This window comes from Xanthomarina sp. F2636L, from assembly GCF_026410195.1.
In the GTDB taxonomy this organism is placed as follows: Bacteria; Bacteroidota; Bacteroidia; order Flavobacteriales; family Flavobacteriaceae; genus Xanthomarina.
Map to the genome: position 1 here is coordinate 379,935 of NZ_JAPMLM010000069.1, position 15,593 is coordinate 395,527.

Below are 15,593 nucleotides of genomic sequence, written 5' to 3' on the forward strand. Positions count from 1 at the left end.
TTAAACTATTCATCCCTTTTAAATTCAATACAGGTTATTTCTGGTCTCATTCCTAATCTGCCAGGAAAACCAAGCCAACCCAGACCTCTGTTTACATATAAATATTGCTGTTTATGATTGTATAAACCTGCCCACTGTTTGTATTTATATTTTATGGGACTCCATTCTTTATTTTTTAATTTAAATGCTGCTTGCATGCCATGTGTATGACCGGACAGCGTAAGTGCAATATTGGTTTGGTTCTTGATTTCTTGGTCCCAGTGAGAAGGGTCGTGAGACAGAAGAATTTTAAATGGAATATTTTTGCTGTCATTCAAAGCTTTCTTTAAATCGCCATATTGTTTAAAAGGTGGATTTCCCCAATTTTCTACACCAACAATCGCAATTTTTTCGTTTTCGTTTTCGATAATTTCAGATTCGTTCAATAAGAGTTTGAAGTCGTTTTCTTTATAAAAAGTTTTAATTGCTTGAAAGTTTTTTTCCTTATCTTCTTTGGAGTCCCATTGGCTATAATCACCATAATCATGATTTCCTAAAACAGCATATTTTTTTATTTCAGGTGAAAAATGCCTGAAAGCTTTGCGCCAACCACGTAATTCCCAAGCATAATTATTTACAAGATCTCCTGTAAAGAAAAGTAAATCGGGTTCTAACTGATTGATTTTTTTAATGGCACGTTCTAAAATATGAAAACGATGATTAAAACTTCCTAAGTGTAAATCGGAAATTTGAACAGCTTTCATGCCATGGAACTCTTTTGGTAAATGAGAAAAAGAGAGTCTAATCTCATGGACTTTAAAGTTATATCTAGCTTTAAAGATGCCATAAGTTATTACAAAAAATGGTAAAAAGCCGGCAAACAAACCAATAAACGGAATAATTAGGAGCAAGGTTTTTTTGTCAAATACATAGTTGGTAAAAATGAGAATGGCCATAACAATTACAAAAATTATCTTAGGGATAAAAGATGAAATGGTTAGACCGTATAAAGAGGAAATAAGCAACTGTTTTCTTCTTGGTTGAATGTCATCTAATCTAATTTTAAGGGTAATTATGGCAGCAATCAACCCGAATGTAAAAAACCAAAATAAGATATGGGTACTGTGTCTTAAAATATCCGAAGACATAAGGCTGGTAATAGATTTTAACCCGTAAAAAGCTAAGAAATCCACCACAAAAATGGCAAAGCACAAAAGTAAAATGGTAAATAGCGAATAACTCTTCATGATTTGAAATAATATCTTTTACTTATTAATGTCAACTTTTAAATCTGGAATTTTAACAAGTTCAATAGTTGTTGAGGCAAAAACAACTTGGCCTTTTGTGGCTTCAAAAGCTTTTCTTATGCTGTCCTGTAATTCATTTTTTGTAAACCTTCGTTTTTTATAATCTACTATATATCTTAAGTTAAACTGAATCCAATTATCAGTTAAAGAAATGGCTAGAGTAGGTTCTACCTGCGCATCTTCAATATAATATTTATTAACCACTTCTTTCCATTTTGTTCTAGAATTAACCGTGTATTCAGATAATGCCTTCGAAGCAATATCAATCACTAAAGACTTGGCCAATTCTACATTCGAACCGTATTTTATAGGTAGATTAAATTCGTCCCAAATAAAAGGAAAGTTCTGAGAGTAGTTGTAAATAGGGCCTTTAAAAACAAAGGCATTACTTAATTTTACAATTCGTCCACTGTAATTATCGCTAGAAACCCATTGACCAATTTCCATCATGGTCGTATACATGCTATCTACATCTATAACATCTCCTTTTATGCCATTAATTTCAATTCTATCTCCTGGTTTATATACATTAACAACATAAATATAGATAGAGCCTGCAATACTTAAAATTAATTCTTGAAGTGCGAAAGCAATTCCTGCAGAAAACAATCCAATAGCTAAGGTTAGATCTTTAATATTACCTGTAAAATATGAAAAAGATAGAATGACTAACAATACATACCCTATAAATTCTATAGCTTTTTGCGATTTATATCGCGCAGTTGTATCGCAAATATTTTTTCTTAAAAAACGTCTTAGAAATTGAACGACAAGAAGCACGGAAGCAACTATCAATACAAACTTTAGTATGCTGTAAATTGTTGGGTTTTCTAAAATCAAATCTTTAAATTGATTCATATGCATTTAATGGATTATATTTTTCTCAATTCCATTTCTAATTTTGCAAGAATAATAAGCTCCGATTTATTCTTGCCTGAAAAACTAGTGGCTATGGCATGAGCTGTTTTTAGTATCAACTTTTTAATTGCTGGCGTGAAAAATTGACTTTGTTCGTTTTTATAGGACACAAACTTTTCAAATAACGTATCGCTATTTAAGTTGTTTTGGGAGTCTAGCCAATCGAAAACCACTTCAATCTGATAAGCAGCATCTGTTTGAAAGGCATCTTCAGTTTCGTCAACTAAGAGCCATTCTTTTCTGATAATTTCTTTTAATTTATTAACCTCGGAAAGCTCTACAACTCCATCGGCTGCTGCAACAGCGTAAAATAGTTTTCCAAGAACTTCGTAAAATGGCACGTTAAGATTCTTTTTGTTTTTCATAATACTAAGTTGTTGATTATAAAAACAATTTAAAGATAGATAAATAGATATGAAATGATATCCATCAGACCTTGGTTTTAACTAAAATCTAACATTAGTTTAGGCTTTAAAATGAATTGATATTATAAAAAATAGCTAACTTTAAGGATTCATATTTATTTAAAATTTCCCATGCTAACAAATAACCATGATGTTTTTCATAATTTATCCGAAGCCATTTCCGAAGGCATTGTTATAGTAAATGAAAATCAAGAAATAGTTGCATTAAATTCGGCCACAGAACTAATGTTTGGTTATAATAAAGGAGAGCTTTTAAACAAACAACTTAGCAGCTTGATACCTGTAAATTTTCATAAAAATCACACCAAATATTTTAAAGAGTTTTTTAAAAATGGAGAGAAACGCTCTATGGGAATGGATAGAGTTCTGCATGGGGTAAAAAAGAACGACAGTGTTTTTCCTATTGAAGTGGGGTTAAATCCCATGGTTGTTGGAGATGAAACATTTGTTATGGCCTTGGTGATTGATATTACAAAACGTGTTGAAATTGAAAAGAATTTACATGTAAAAAGCAAGGCTTTACAGCATGCGAGTAATGGAATTGTTATAACGGATGCATTACAAAAAGATCATCCAATTATTTATGCCAATGAAGCTTTTGAGAAAATTACAGGTTATTCTCAAGAAGACATACTATATAAAAATTGCAGATTTTTACAAGCAGACGATACAGATCAAAAAAGTATTAACAAAATAAAAAATGCGATTTCTAAAGGACAAATGTGCCATGTAATTTTACGTAATTACAGAAAAGATGGTACCATGTTTTGGAACGAATTGAGTATAACTCCCATAAAAGACAATTTGGGAATTATTACGCACTTTGTGGGAATTCAAAATGATATTACCAAACGTAAATTAGCAGAAGAGAACGAATTGCATTTTGCCTCCATTTTAGATGAGTCTTTAAATGAAATTTATGTGTTTGATTCTAGTAGCTTAAAGTTTTTAAATGCAAATTATGGAGCTGTTAAAAATTTAGGCTATTCTTTAGATGAATTAAAGCAGATGACTCCTGTTGATATTAAGCCAGAATACACATTAGATAAGTTTAAAAATCAAGTGGAAGACTTATTAAAAAAGCGTGTTGAAAAATTAGAGTTTGAAACAATTCATGAACGTAAAAATGGAAGCACCTATCCTGTTGAAGTGCATTTGCAATTGTCCGTTTTTGAAGATAAAGAAGTGTTTTTTGCTGTAATTCTCGATATTACAGAAAGAAAGACACAGGAATTGTTTAAAATTAAGCAAAATCACATTCTGGAATTAATTGTTTTAGACACATCTCTAGAATTCATTTTAAAAGATATTTCTTACTTAATAGAAGAACAGTTTGAAGATGTTTATGTTTCCATTTTGTTATTAAATCAAGAGGAGAAAAAATTAAAAAGTTTGGTAGCACCAAGTTTACCAGAATCTTATGGAGAAACTATAAACAATATATTAATTGGTAAGGACGTAGATGTAAGTGGTATGGCAATATTTCTAGAAAAAGAAACGATGATATCTCATGTTGAAACTCATGAATTATGGGAGAACTTCAAGGATCTAGTTTTACCATATGGAATAAAAGCAAGTTGGACAAAACCAATTATGTCTTCTAAAAATAGCATTTTAGGAGTTTTCGCTATTTTTAGAAAAGAAGACAGAGCATTTTCAAATATAAATAAGCAAGTGGTTGAGGTAGGTGTTAAACTTGCAGGCATTACTATTGAAAAACACTTAACTAATAAATATATAGAAGAAACACAATCTCAACTAGAAAGTTATGCCAAAGACTTACAGGAACAGGTTGAAGAACAGACTCTAGAGTTAAAAATAGCACTTAAAAAAGAGATAGAGTTAAACGAGTTAAAAACCAAGTTCCTATCATTAGTGTCTCATGAATTTAAAACACCTTTAAGTGGAATTTTAACGTCTGCCATGTTGTTGAAAAAATACACTTTGGCAGATCAGCAGGATAAGAGAAATAAACATATAGACACAATTACCAATATTGTAAATAATTTGAACAATATTTTAAACGATTTCCTATCGGTTGAAAATCTGGAATCCGGAAAAGTAACCTATCATTTTAAAACATTTAAGTTAAGTAAAGTGTTAAACGAAGTTATTTATAACTCGAATATGCTTTTAAAAGATGGTCAAAAAATAAAATATCCAGAAAACATAGATGATTTGTCTTTACATCAAGACGAAAAAATATTAGAACTCACCTTGTCAAATATTGTTCATAATGCCATTAAATATTCATCAGAAAATGGGCATATAGACATAGAATTGTCTCAAAATAAACATCAAACCGTTTTTAAAATTAAAGATGAAGGCATTGGTATTCCAGAAGCAGACCAAAAGAATATATTTAATCGTTATTTTAGGGCTGAAAATGTATTAACCATTCAGGGCACAGGAATCGGACTCAATATTGTTAAGAACCATTTAGAAAATCTAGGTGGCTCTTTAAGCTTTGTAAGCCAAGAACATGTAGGAAGCACCTTTATAATTACAATACCAAATAAACCAATCTAAGAAGCATAGAAGCTTGATTTTTAAAAACCAACAAATGAAAACCATATTATTAATTGAAGACGACGAAGTTTTAAGAGAAAACACAGCCGAGTTATTAGAGCTTTCTAGTTATAAGGTAATAACTGCTTCTAATGGGAAAATGGGAGTTGAAATGACAAAAAACAGCCTTCCAGATATTATTGTTTGCGACATTATGATGCCAGAATTAGATGGTTATGGAGTTCTTGAAGAATTATCTAAAAGTCCTAAAACTAAACATATTCCATTTATATTTTTATCGGCTAAAACAGAACAGCAAGATGTTAGAAAAGGAATGAATTTAGGTGCTGACGATTATATAACCAAACCTTTTAACGAAACCGATTTAATAAGTGCCATTGAAAGCAGATTAGCTAAAGCTGCTATTGTTAAAGAAACCAGAAACAGCATAGAAGAACCTGTTTCAGGAAATAAGGAAGATGATTTAAGAACTTTAAACGATTTAAAGAATTTTTTAGACGATAATGGTGAAACAATACATTATACAGAAGGTCAGAATATTTATAAACAAGGCGAACATTCTAATGCTATTTTTTTAATAGCCAAAGGCATTGTTAAATGCCATAGTCTAGACGAAAAAGGTAAAGAACTAATAACAGCCCTTTATAAAGAAGACGATTTGTTTGGTTACACATCTTTTATTCAAAATATTCCATATCAAGAGTCTGCCACGGCTATAAAAGAAACAACCTTAGTAAGTGTATCTAAAAATATATTAAAAGATGTTTTAGTTAACAATCATGAAGTAACACTTGAGTTAATCCAATTACTTACAGATAATTTATTTCATGTAAAAGAACAATTACTACAAATGGCTTATGGTTCTGTAAACCAAAAAACAGCTCAAACTATTATTAAATTTTCAGAAAAGTTAAATAGAAAACCAGACGAACCTATCAGAATTTCAAGAAACGATTTGGCAAGTGTGGCTGGAATTGCTACTGAAACTTTAATAAGAACCATGACCCTTTTTAAAAAACAAGGCCTTATTGAAATTGAAGGTAGAAATATAAAGATTCTAGATATTGAAAGGCTTAAGGAAATATATTAAAAGGCCTATAATAAGGGCTATATGATTTATATCATTTTATAGTTTACACTTCAAGCTTACTTTTGAGTTTTAAGTTATTGAATGATGAAAAATGTTTTATTACCAACGGATTTTTCAGAAAACTCATGGAATGCTATTAAGTATGCTCTAGATTTTCATGAGAAGATAGAATGTAATTTTTTCCTACTACACGTTAATAGACTAAGTCACGCTGCCATAAGTCACGCGCCATATTTGCCTACTCAGGAAGTTATTGAAGATGTTTATACCAAACCTGCAAAAATGCAATTGGATAATATGTTAAAACGTATTATTGGGTACAAGCCACAAAGTAAAAAACATAAATTCTATACCATTTCCGATTACAATTTTTTTGTGGAATCTATAAGAGAACATGTAGAAGAAAAAAACATTGATCTTATTGTTATGGGAACCAAAGGTGCTTCTGGTTTAAGAAAAGTTATTGTTGGTAGTAATGCGGGAGATGTTATCACAAAAGTGGCTTGTTCTACTTTGGTTGTTCCAGAAAACGCATCGTTTAAGAAAATTGAAGAAATTGCATTTCCAACAGATTTTTCATTGCAATACAACATCAATACGCTTGAACCAATTTTAAAAATAGTTCAAGATAATCAAGCAGCTCTTAGAGTTGTTCACATTAGTAAAAGACAAACCGATTTAAACAGAGATCAAATGCAAAACAAAGAGTTGCTTGAAGATTATTTTCATGCAAACCCACATAGTTTTCATTTTTTAACCAATAAAAAAGTGGAAAAAGCTGTACAATGTTTTGTTGAGAGTAGAGATGTTGACATGATAACTATGATAGGCAAAAATTTGAATTATTTTCAACAAATTCTGTTTCATTCAAAAGTGGAAGAAATAAGCTATCACATTAATATTCCGTTTTTAGTATTACACAATTAAATAAATAAATTATGGATACATCTATTTTCTTAGCTAAATTTTGGGGTTGGTATTTAATTATCTTTTTTGTAATTCTTACTTTTAATCCCAGACGCATTAAACAAGTTTTTAATGATTTGAGAGATGAAAAGTTCCTGATTATTACTTCGTTTGTCGCCATTATAGTTGGTTTGTTAAATATTTTATTTCACAATATTTGGGACCCTAACTGGAAACTTATAATTACCTTAATAGGTTGGATGGCATTATTTAAAGGGTTAACATTATTTACCTTTCCTAAACAAACCGTTAAGAGGCTTAACTATATAAATGTAAAATTTGTTCAGGTAATTTATATGTTGCTTTTTCTGTTAGGGATTTTTCTTTTAAACATAGCCTATAATATAGTTCCATATTAATATTATTATAAAAAAATAATGAAACTGATAAATGTCATTTTTAATTTTTAAAATTGGCTTTATCTTAGAGATATATTAAAACGATAGTTTGTTATTCATGATGTATAGTTTGTTAAGGACTATCTTTTTAGATAGCCTTCAATATAATCTAACAATGAAAGAGGAATCATTATTAGATTTAAGCTATTAATCTTAGAAAGCCAAAATTTTAAATTTTGGCTTTCTTTTTTTAAACTGATATATATCATAAAATAGCTCTAATAAAATGTTTAATTTTATACCATAAATTAGTGTTTATATGGTTAAAGGTTATTGTTTTAAAAGGACATAACCAAATTAAGGGTTCTTGAGTAATTATATAACCGAATTTAATTTATCTTAATAAAATAAGATAGATTTATAACTTTTAAAAAGGTTATTAAATACTATAGAACACCTAAAAAGCGAGAAAGATTATCTTTCTCGCTTTTGTTTTATATAGATTTTTTCTTCTGATATTTATCATAGTTTTCCCTTCATGTTTTGGCTAACTTTATCTCTACAATCAATATTGATACCATGAGGAAAATATTAATACCTACAGATTTTTCAGATAATGCTTTCAATGCTATAAAATATGCTTTGGAGCTTTTTAAGTACGATATAAGTCAGTTTTATATCATGCACGCATATCAGGATGAAATCTATGCAGACGAAACGTTATTGAACAGACAAAAACTGGATACAATTACCAAGCAGGTTCATAAAACGTCGACTAAAAAGCTAGAGAATGTCCTAAAACTCATTAATGATATTTCACCCAACCCTAGACATGAATACCACATAATTTCTACCAATAATATTCTTGTAGATGAAGCAGATAAAATTGTTGACAAGGAAAATATAGATGTTATTGTCATGGGAACAAGAGGAGAAACAAACGACAGAAGATTAACCTTTGGTTCTCATACGTTGCAAGTTTTAAAATATGTGCAGTGCCCTGTTTTGGCTATACCAGAAAATTATAAATACACCCAGCCAAAACACATCATGTTTCCTACCAATTATATGATTCCATATAAGAGAAGAGAATTAAAATTACTTTGCGAATTAGCAGTGCCTTTTAGAGCTAAAATAGATGTGGTATATATTTCAAAAAGTGATAAACTCTCTATGAGGCAAGAAGACAATAAAAGGTTTATTAATAATGAATTGTGTAAAAATCAAATCAATTTTTTAAACATTAAAAATAAAGATATTACAAAATCAATTTTAAATTATATTGAAATAAATGATGTGGATATGTTAGTTATGGTAAATACCAGACATTCATTTTTAGAAAATATCTTATTTCAAAGCACAATTTCTAAACTTAGTTTACACTTAGAAATTCCGTTTTTGGCTTTACAGAACATTAAACGTATTTAATTAAAAATTAAAATCATGAAAAAGATATTATTACCAACAGATTTTTCAGAAAATTCATGGAATGCCATATCCTATGCATTGCAATTGTTTAAAGACGAAAAATGCACATTTTATTTACTGCACACCTATACACCTATTGTGTATCATCTAGAATACGTGATGATGAGCGCTTCGCAAATTGGTTTGGAAGATATTGTAAAACAGCAGGCTCTTAAAAGTTTAGAAGATTTTGAAAAAAGAATTAATGAGCAGTATAACAATCCTAATCATAGTTTTAAAGGCCAAGTTGTGTTTAACACCTTAACTTTAGAGGTTGCAGAACAAGTTAAAGAGCACCAAATAGATTATGTGATTATGGGAACAAAGGGTGCAACAGGTGCAAAAGAAGTACTGTTTGGATCCAATGCAGTTCATATTTTTAAACAAGCAAAATGTCCAGTTCTAGCTATACCAGATAGTTTTAATTTTGAAGCACCAAGTCATATCTTATTCCCAACAGATTATGAAATTGATTATAAAAACGAACAGGTTAAGCCACTTGTGGAGTTGTCCAAAATGCATCAGACTAAGATTAATGTTTTGAATGTATCTTATGGAAGAGATTTAGCTTCAAATCAACAAAAAAACAAAGCTACTTTATCAAGTTTATTTAAAGATTTAAATTTCGAGTTTTTTAGTGTAAAAAATCAAGAAATAACTCAGGCAATTAGCGATTTTCAAGCAGAGTCTCCAGCCGATATGCTAATCATGATAAATAATAAACACTCGTTTTTTGAAAATTTATTTTTCAAATCCACAATTAGTCAAATAGGGTTTCATTTAAACATTCCATTTTTGGTGATACCGGCAAAAGCAAGGAAGTAATACATTGTAACATGGATCCTAACATAGAAATTATTAAATCTTCTGGCGAAAAGGTAAAATTTTCGTTAGAAAAGTTACGAGCCTCTTTAAACCATTCCGGAGCAGATAAAGAACTCGTAAGTCAGATAATTGATAAGGTTCGTGACGAATTATATCAAGGTATTTCAACCAAAGAAATTTATAATAGAGCCTTTTCTTTATTGAAAAATAAGAAAAGCTATTTTGCTTCTAAATACAAATTAAAAAAGGCTATATACGAACTTGGTCCAACAGGTTTTCCCTTTGAAAATTTTATAGCAGCTATTTTTACATATTCTGGATATAAAGCTCAAGTTGGGAAAATATTACAAGGTCATTGTGTAACTCACGAGATTGATGTTGTAGCTCATAAAAATGAAGAAACAACTATTGTGGAATGTAAATTCCATAGTGAAGAAGGCCGGAATTGCAATGTAAAAGTTCCTCTTTATATAGCAGCTAGATTTAAAGATGTAAAAACACATTGGGATTCTAAATCACATAAATCTAATTTGAATGAAGGTTGGGTTGTAACCAATACGCGTTTTACGGAAGATGCCTTGCAATATGGAAAATGTATAGGCTTAAAATTACTAAGTTGGGATTATCCCAAAGAGGATGCTTTAAAAGATAAAATAGACAGATTAGGATTGTATCCTATAACGGTTTCAACACTTCTTACAAAAAGAGAAAAACAGTTTTTGCTAAGTAGAGATGTGGTTTTGTGTAAAGATTTAATTGGAGATGCTTTTTATCTCGATCATTTAGGTGTTTCCGAAGTTAGAAAAGAAAGAATTCTAAAAGAAATTAAACAACTATGTAATAGCTAAGTCATGGAAAATTTTGTTAGAATACATTTTTTAGGAGCTTCAGGAGTGGTAACGGGATCTAAGTTTTTGATTGAAACTTCAGAAAAAAACATCTTGATAGATTGTGGCATGTTTCAAGGTTTAAAAGAATTAAGAGAGCTAAACTGGACTAATTTATCTGTTGATGTAGAAGAAATTGATGTGGTTTTGTTGACACATGGACATTTAGATCATGTAGGTTATTTGCCAAGACTTGTAAAACAAGGGTTTCAAGGTAAAATTATTGGAACAGCTCCAACTCTTGCCATTGCAGAAATTATATTAAGGGATAGTGCTAAAATCCATGAAGAAGAAGCAGAAAAGGCTAACAAGGAACACTATACAAAACACAATCCAGCCTTGCCTTTTTACACCATTCGCGAAGCAGAAAAAACCATAAGAATGTTTCAAGCAGAAGCGGATGATAAGTGGATTAAATTAACTGAAAATATTTCATACAGATTCCAATATAACGGACACATAATTGGCGCCACATTTATCGAGTTAGATATATCTGGAAAGCGCTTTGTGTTTTCCGGCGATATTGGCAGAGTCAACGATTATTTATTAGATAAACCTAAAAGGCCAGAATGGGCAGATTTTTTGTTTATTGAAAGTACCTATGGAAATAAATTGCATCCAGAAGAAGATGTTGAAGAGATATTATCTAAACTAGTTAAGGAAACCATTCATAAAAAAGGCAGCTTAATTATACCAAGTTTTGCTGTAGAAAGACTTCAAACGTTAATGTATATTCTCTGGAAATTGTATCAGAAAAACAAAATTCCAAACATTCCTATTTTTATTGATAGTCCTATGGGAAATAACGTATTGGAAGTGTTTAAACAGTTTCCAAAATGGCATAAACTTTCAGATGAAGAATATCGAGCTATGTGTAACCATGTAAATATTATTCAATCTTATAAAGAAACCTGGGAAACCATTGATGATAAACGTCCAAAAATAGTAATTGCAGGAAGTGGTATGGTAACTGGAGGGAGAGTTTTAACCTATTTGCAACAGCTGATAGACGAAGAATCAACAACAGTTTTATTAGTTGGGTATCAAGCAGAAGGAACGCGAGGCAGACAATTACTGGAAGGAGCTCATGAAATTAGGTTCTTTGGTAAATATTATCCTGTAAAAGCAAGTATTAAACACATGGAGAGTTTATCGGCTCATGCAGATCAAAAGGACTTATTAGATTGGATGGAGAACATTAAAAACATTCCAGAAAAAGTCTATTTAATTCATGGTGAACCTACAGCATTAGATGCTTTTAGAGTTAAAATTAAAGACAGATATAATTGGAACGCTTGTATTCCAAAACTTTCAGATGTAGAAACACTTATGTTATAATTTTTTAAATGGTTAGATAATGAATACGCAACTAGAATATAAAAGTTTTAATAGAGAAAAATCTATTGATGAATTGCAATATACCATGAACTCTCAAATTGAAAAACTTCAAATTCTTAAAGAAGAATTACACTTTTTACAGTTTTTGATGTCTGCCGATATTTATAAAAATAAAATAATGAATCTTTTTGAAGATCTAGAACGTTATAAAAAAGAGCTTAACAATTACAGTAGTAAATGTGGAAAACTAATAATTGATGCTAATTTTCAAGCAAATCAAATTAGAAATAAAAAAAAATGCGATGAGCTGGCTTGCGATAATTATTTTATAGACACATATAACGAATCAGAAAAAAAGATTCACAAACTAATCAATCAAATAAGAATATTGAAATTAGAAATCTATAATTTTTTGCCAGCTGTTATTAAAACAGAATGATAGATGAATATTTTTTTAGCATAAATAACTGATAGATATCATTTTAAAACTTTGCTTTCATTCTTAAATTTGTGTCCAAGAAAAGATATCTCCCTAGATATTAATAGTAGGCTGTCTGAATCTTTTAAAATTTTTTTACTTATAAAGTAAAACTTAGTCAAGTTCCATATTGTTAGTTAGAAATTAAATAAGGCTGAGTTTTAAAAGTTTTAATGGATTTTCAGGCAGTCTTTTTATTTTCAATTTCATTCATATTATGGTACAACCAAAAAGTGTCAAAAAGAGTTTAATCACTATGTAAAATAAGTAAAGGCACTTTTAAGTCTTGGCTTATTTTTTTTGTTTCAGAACCTGTAAGAAACCGTTCAAAAGCTGTCTCTTTTTGAACAAGTAAGGCCATAAGGTCGATATCTTGCGTTTGTAAATAATTATCTACAGCATCATGTGTTGCCATGTTTTTGACCAATTGATATGAATGTGTAACATGTTTAAGATGTGTTTGGATATATTCCTGATCTTTTTCTACTTCTATAGAAGTGTCGTCCTTTGGGTTGATTCTTAGAATGTTCAAAGAGGTATTAAACTGTTTAATGTAGTTTTTTAGTTTTAAAAAAGCATGGCTGTTTAAAGAGTCTAACATATCCAATGGTAGAAATATGCTCTCAGGTTTTTTATATAAAAACCCTTTAGGCACAACTAAAGTAGAGCAATCTACTTTTCTAATAACATTTATGGTATTGCTGCCAAAAATGACTTCTTTTGCTCCAGTAGCCCCATTGGTACCCATAACAATTAGGTCTATTTTATTTTTGTTTATTATTTGGTTTACAGAATCTGTAAGTGTATCGTAATCAACAACAGGTTCAAACGTAGTATTTTTGTTTAACGAAGCAGTCTCTAACGTTTTTACAAACTTCTCTAATTTATGTTTTGCTTTTTTTACTAAAGAATCATAAATACTCTTATTACCAGCAGACATTAAATCGCTTGTTGTATAAACTGATTTTGTTGGAATGTGTAGAATAGTAAAATGACAAGCCTCATTTTCAAAAAGCGCTAAAGCGTAGTTTATAGCATTTTTGGAATTTTTAGAAAAATCTGTTAGTAATAGAATCTGCTTCATGGGTATCTGTGTTTTTATTTCAAAAGCAACAACTAAATAATGACTTTTTAATTGTTTTAATAAGCCAAGACTGTTAGTTGCTTATAATCTAGACTAAAATTATAAAAAATATAATGTTGCAGATATGATATTAGTCATTTATAAACAAAAAAAGACCCTCAAGTTATTGAGAGTCTTATAATTTTGTTGAAGTATAATGTAATTAGTTACCTCCTTTTACTGCATTTGCAGCGTCATTTGCAGCTTTTTTTGTTGCATCAGCAGCATCTTTAGCAGCTTTTTCAGTTGCATTTGCAGCGTCATCAATAGCTTCTCCTGTTGCATCAGCAGCATTGTCGATAGCTTCACCAGCCTCATCAATAGCTTCACCAGCAGCATCCATTGCGTTGTCAGCAGCTTCTTCAGCATCTTTAGCAGCTTCTTCAGCAGCATCCATAGCATCATCAGCAGTTTCTTCCATTGCATCAGCAGCGTTTTCCATTGCATCAGCAGCGTTTTCTTCTTTTGTATCTCTACAAGAAGTGAAAGTTAAACTTAGGCACAATAATAATACAGTACTTAATAATAATTTTTTCATTAGTTAAAGTTTTAGTGTTAAAAATTAATGAGCGAATTTAATAACTAATTGTGTAACTTTTGCAAGTTTATTAACAATTTTTAACATAATTATTTCAATTCTATAAATTAATCTTCATATGTACGTATAAAAGACATGATTTGGATGACAGAACCTCTATTATTTTTAATGTATTCTAAGTTTTTTTGTCCAGTTTCATTTCTAAAATTATAGTTATTTATAAGTTTGTCAAGCAGTTGTGTTAATTTTTTTGAATTTACAACAGAAAACATGCCTTGATTTTTTATCATGGCTTTTGCTTCAGGAAAATTATCATAATGTTGGCCAATAATAATTGGAATGCCAAAAACAGCAGGCTCAAGAGTATTGTGTAAGCCAGTTTTACCTATTGCACCACCTACATAAGCAATATTTGCATAGCTATAAACCTTAGTAAGTAATCCAATAGTATCTAAGATGAGTACTTGCGACTCAGAAATATCACTTTTTTCTTTTTCAGAAAAGAGGACTGTTTTTTTATTAATGGATTGTTTTAGTTTTAGTATCTGAGCTGTTTTTATATTATGAGGTGCTATAATAAATTTTATTGCGTCGGTTTCATAGGAATTGATGTAATCTACTAACAACATCTCATCTTCAGGCCATGTGCTTCCAGCGACTACACAAAGCTTATCATTTTTAAAATCAGCAATAAAATCCAACTTATTGTCATGTTCTAATTGACTGTAAACACGATCGAACCTTGTATCCCCAGAAATAGTTACATCTTTATAGCCAATACTTTCTAGTAATTTTTTTGAATTTTCATCTTGGGTAAATATATGTTGAAAGGCAAATAGAGCCATTTTCATAAATCCACCATAAGACTTAAAGTAGATTTGGTTATCTCTAAATAAGGCCGAAATTAAAACAGCTTTTAATTCTCTTTTTTTAAGCTCATTTAAAATATTTGGCCATATATCGTACTTTACAAATACAGTTAATTCTGGGTGAACTAGATTTAAAAATTTTGTGGCATTGGTTTTTGTGTCAAGAGGAAGATAGACTACAACGTCTGCAATCTCTGTGTTTTTTCTAATCTCATATCCTGAAGGAGAGAAGAAGGTTAAAATTATTTTATGGTTTGGATGTGTTTTTCGTAACTCTTTAAAAACGGGTAGACCTTGTTCGTATTCACCCAAAGAGGCACAATGAAACCATAGGGTTTTGTCGGTTTTAGAAATCTTACTTTTTAAGATGTTGAAAGTATCTTTCCTTCCATTTACGCCAAGTTTTATTTTAAGGTTGAACCATGAAATCACCTTCAATACCATTTGTGTAAAGTAAATCCCTAAATTATAAATTAGTTGCAATTTTGAATCTTTCTTGCTAAAATACACTTCTTT

The 15,593-nt window shown here is 30.1% G+C and carries 15 protein-coding genes; 9 read left to right on the forward strand and 6 right to left on the reverse strand.

The window, feature by feature from the left end:
* Positions 1-5 precede the first annotated feature (5 nt).
* From OS191_RS12865 to OS191_RS12875, 3 genes are read right to left on the reverse strand one after another with little or no spacing between them, the layout of a single operon-like run.
* Positions 6-1,226, reverse strand: coding sequence for a metallophosphoesterase (locus OS191_RS12865; RefSeq protein ID WP_267156120.1), 1,221 nt, complete (start codon positions 1,224-1,226; stop codon positions 6-8).
* Positions 1,227-1,244: 18 nt separating this feature from the next.
* Positions 1,245-2,144 carry a mechanosensitive ion channel family protein gene (locus OS191_RS12870; RefSeq protein ID WP_267156121.1) on the reverse strand — a complete coding sequence of 300 codons (900 nt, stop codon included), beginning with the start codon at positions 2,142-2,144 and terminating at the stop codon, positions 1,245-1,247.
* A 14-nt stretch (positions 2,145-2,158) separates the two neighbouring features.
* Positions 2,159-2,569, reverse strand: coding sequence for a hypothetical protein (locus tag OS191_RS12875; protein ID WP_267156122.1), 411 nt, complete (start codon positions 2,567-2,569; stop codon positions 2,159-2,161).
* Positions 2,570-2,740: 171 nt separating this feature from the next.
* On the opposite strand from OS191_RS12875, the gene OS191_RS15540 reads away from it, so the two are divergent.
* The 9 genes from OS191_RS15540 (at position 2,741) to OS191_RS12925 (ending at position 12,508) form a co-directional block, all read left to right on the forward strand.
* The gene (locus OS191_RS15540) at positions 2,741-5,158 is read left to right on the forward strand and encodes a PAS domain S-box protein (RefSeq protein WP_323370131.1); all 2,418 of its coding nucleotides are present in this window, start codon (positions 2,741-2,743) and stop codon (positions 5,156-5,158) included.
* 34 nt (positions 5,159-5,192) lie between these two features.
* Positions 5,193-6,248, forward strand: coding sequence for a response regulator (locus OS191_RS12890; RefSeq protein ID WP_267156123.1), 1,056 nt, complete (start codon positions 5,193-5,195; stop codon positions 6,246-6,248).
* Between the two features lie 84 nt (positions 6,249-6,332).
* Positions 6,333-7,175: a universal stress protein gene (locus OS191_RS12895; protein ID WP_267156124.1), complete on the forward strand. Its 843-nt coding sequence runs from the start codon at positions 6,333-6,335 to the stop codon at positions 7,173-7,175.
* 11 nt (positions 7,176-7,186) lie between these two features.
* Positions 7,187-7,573, forward strand: a complete 387-nt coding sequence (locus tag OS191_RS12900) for a hypothetical protein (protein WP_267156125.1) — start codon at positions 7,187-7,189, stop codon at positions 7,571-7,573.
* Between the two features lie 558 nt (positions 7,574-8,131).
* Entirely contained in the window at positions 8,132-8,980 is an 849-nt protein-coding gene (locus OS191_RS12905; protein ID WP_267156126.1) for a universal stress protein, read from the forward strand.
* Between the two features lie 15 nt (positions 8,981-8,995).
* Complete coding sequence (locus tag OS191_RS12910) at positions 8,996-9,844, forward strand: universal stress protein (protein ID WP_267156127.1); 849 nt, start codon at positions 8,996-8,998, stop codon at positions 9,842-9,844.
* A gap of 11 nt (positions 9,845-9,855) precedes the next feature.
* Complete coding sequence (locus tag OS191_RS12915; RefSeq protein ID WP_267156128.1) at positions 9,856-10,692, forward strand: restriction endonuclease; 837 nt, start codon at positions 9,856-9,858, stop codon at positions 10,690-10,692.
* Positions 10,693-10,695: 3 nt separating this feature from the next.
* A complete protein-coding gene (locus OS191_RS12920; protein WP_267156129.1) occupies positions 10,696-12,069 on the forward strand; it encodes an MBL fold metallo-hydrolase RNA specificity domain-containing protein in 1,374 nt (457 codons plus the stop codon).
* Positions 12,070-12,088: 19 nt separating this feature from the next.
* Entirely contained in the window at positions 12,089-12,508 is a 420-nt protein-coding gene (locus OS191_RS12925; RefSeq protein ID WP_267156130.1) for a hypothetical protein, read from the forward strand.
* 286 nt (positions 12,509-12,794) lie between these two features.
* Here OS191_RS12925 and OS191_RS12930 read toward each other — a convergent pair whose 3' ends face one another.
* The 3 genes from OS191_RS12930 to OS191_RS12940 all read right to left on the reverse strand — a co-directional run bounded on the left by OS191_RS12930 (position 12,795) and on the right by OS191_RS12940 (position 15,560).
* On the reverse strand, positions 12,795-13,631 hold the full coding sequence (locus OS191_RS12930; RefSeq protein ID WP_267156131.1) for a universal stress protein: 837 nt from the start codon (positions 13,629-13,631) through the stop codon (positions 12,795-12,797).
* A 202-nt stretch (positions 13,632-13,833) separates the two neighbouring features.
* On the reverse strand, positions 13,834-14,208 hold the full coding sequence (locus OS191_RS12935) for a hypothetical protein (protein ID WP_267156132.1): 375 nt from the start codon (positions 14,206-14,208) through the stop codon (positions 13,834-13,836).
* Between the two features lie 107 nt (positions 14,209-14,315).
* A complete protein-coding gene (locus OS191_RS12940; RefSeq protein ID WP_267156133.1) occupies positions 14,316-15,560 on the reverse strand; it encodes a 3-deoxy-D-manno-octulosonic acid transferase in 1,245 nt (414 codons plus the stop codon).
* Positions 15,561-15,593 lie beyond the last annotated feature (33 nt).

Coding starts and splice junctions, on each gene's coding strand:
- OS191_RS12865 (WP_267156120.1), bottom strand. CDS start 1,226: ATGAAGAGTTATTCGCTATTTACCATTTTACTTTTGTGCTTTGCCATT.
- OS191_RS12870 (WP_267156121.1), bottom strand. CDS start 2,144: ATGAATCAATTTAAAGATTTGATTTTAGAAAACCCAACAATTTACAGC.
- OS191_RS12875 (WP_267156122.1), bottom strand. CDS start 2,569: ATGAAAAACAAAAAGAATCTTAACGTGCCATTTTACGAAGTTCTTGGA.
- OS191_RS15540 (WP_323370131.1), top strand. CDS start 2,741: ATGCTAACAAATAACCATGATGTTTTTCATAATTTATCCGAAGCCATT.
- OS191_RS12890 (WP_267156123.1), top strand. CDS start 5,193: ATGAAAACCATATTATTAATTGAAGACGACGAAGTTTTAAGAGAAAAC.
- OS191_RS12895 (WP_267156124.1), top strand. CDS start 6,333: ATGAAAAATGTTTTATTACCAACGGATTTTTCAGAAAACTCATGGAAT.
- OS191_RS12900 (WP_267156125.1), top strand. CDS start 7,187: ATGGATACATCTATTTTCTTAGCTAAATTTTGGGGTTGGTATTTAATT.
- OS191_RS12905 (WP_267156126.1), top strand. CDS start 8,132: ATGAGGAAAATATTAATACCTACAGATTTTTCAGATAATGCTTTCAAT.
- OS191_RS12910 (WP_267156127.1), top strand. CDS start 8,996: ATGAAAAAGATATTATTACCAACAGATTTTTCAGAAAATTCATGGAAT.
- OS191_RS12915 (WP_267156128.1), top strand. CDS start 9,856: ATGGATCCTAACATAGAAATTATTAAATCTTCTGGCGAAAAGGTAAAA.
- OS191_RS12920 (WP_267156129.1), top strand. CDS start 10,696: ATGGAAAATTTTGTTAGAATACATTTTTTAGGAGCTTCAGGAGTGGTA.
- OS191_RS12925 (WP_267156130.1), top strand. CDS start 12,089: ATGAATACGCAACTAGAATATAAAAGTTTTAATAGAGAAAAATCTATT.
- OS191_RS12930 (WP_267156131.1), bottom strand. CDS start 13,631: ATGAAGCAGATTCTATTACTAACAGATTTTTCTAAAAATTCCAAAAAT.
- OS191_RS12935 (WP_267156132.1), bottom strand. CDS start 14,208: ATGAAAAAATTATTATTAAGTACTGTATTATTATTGTGCCTAAGTTTA.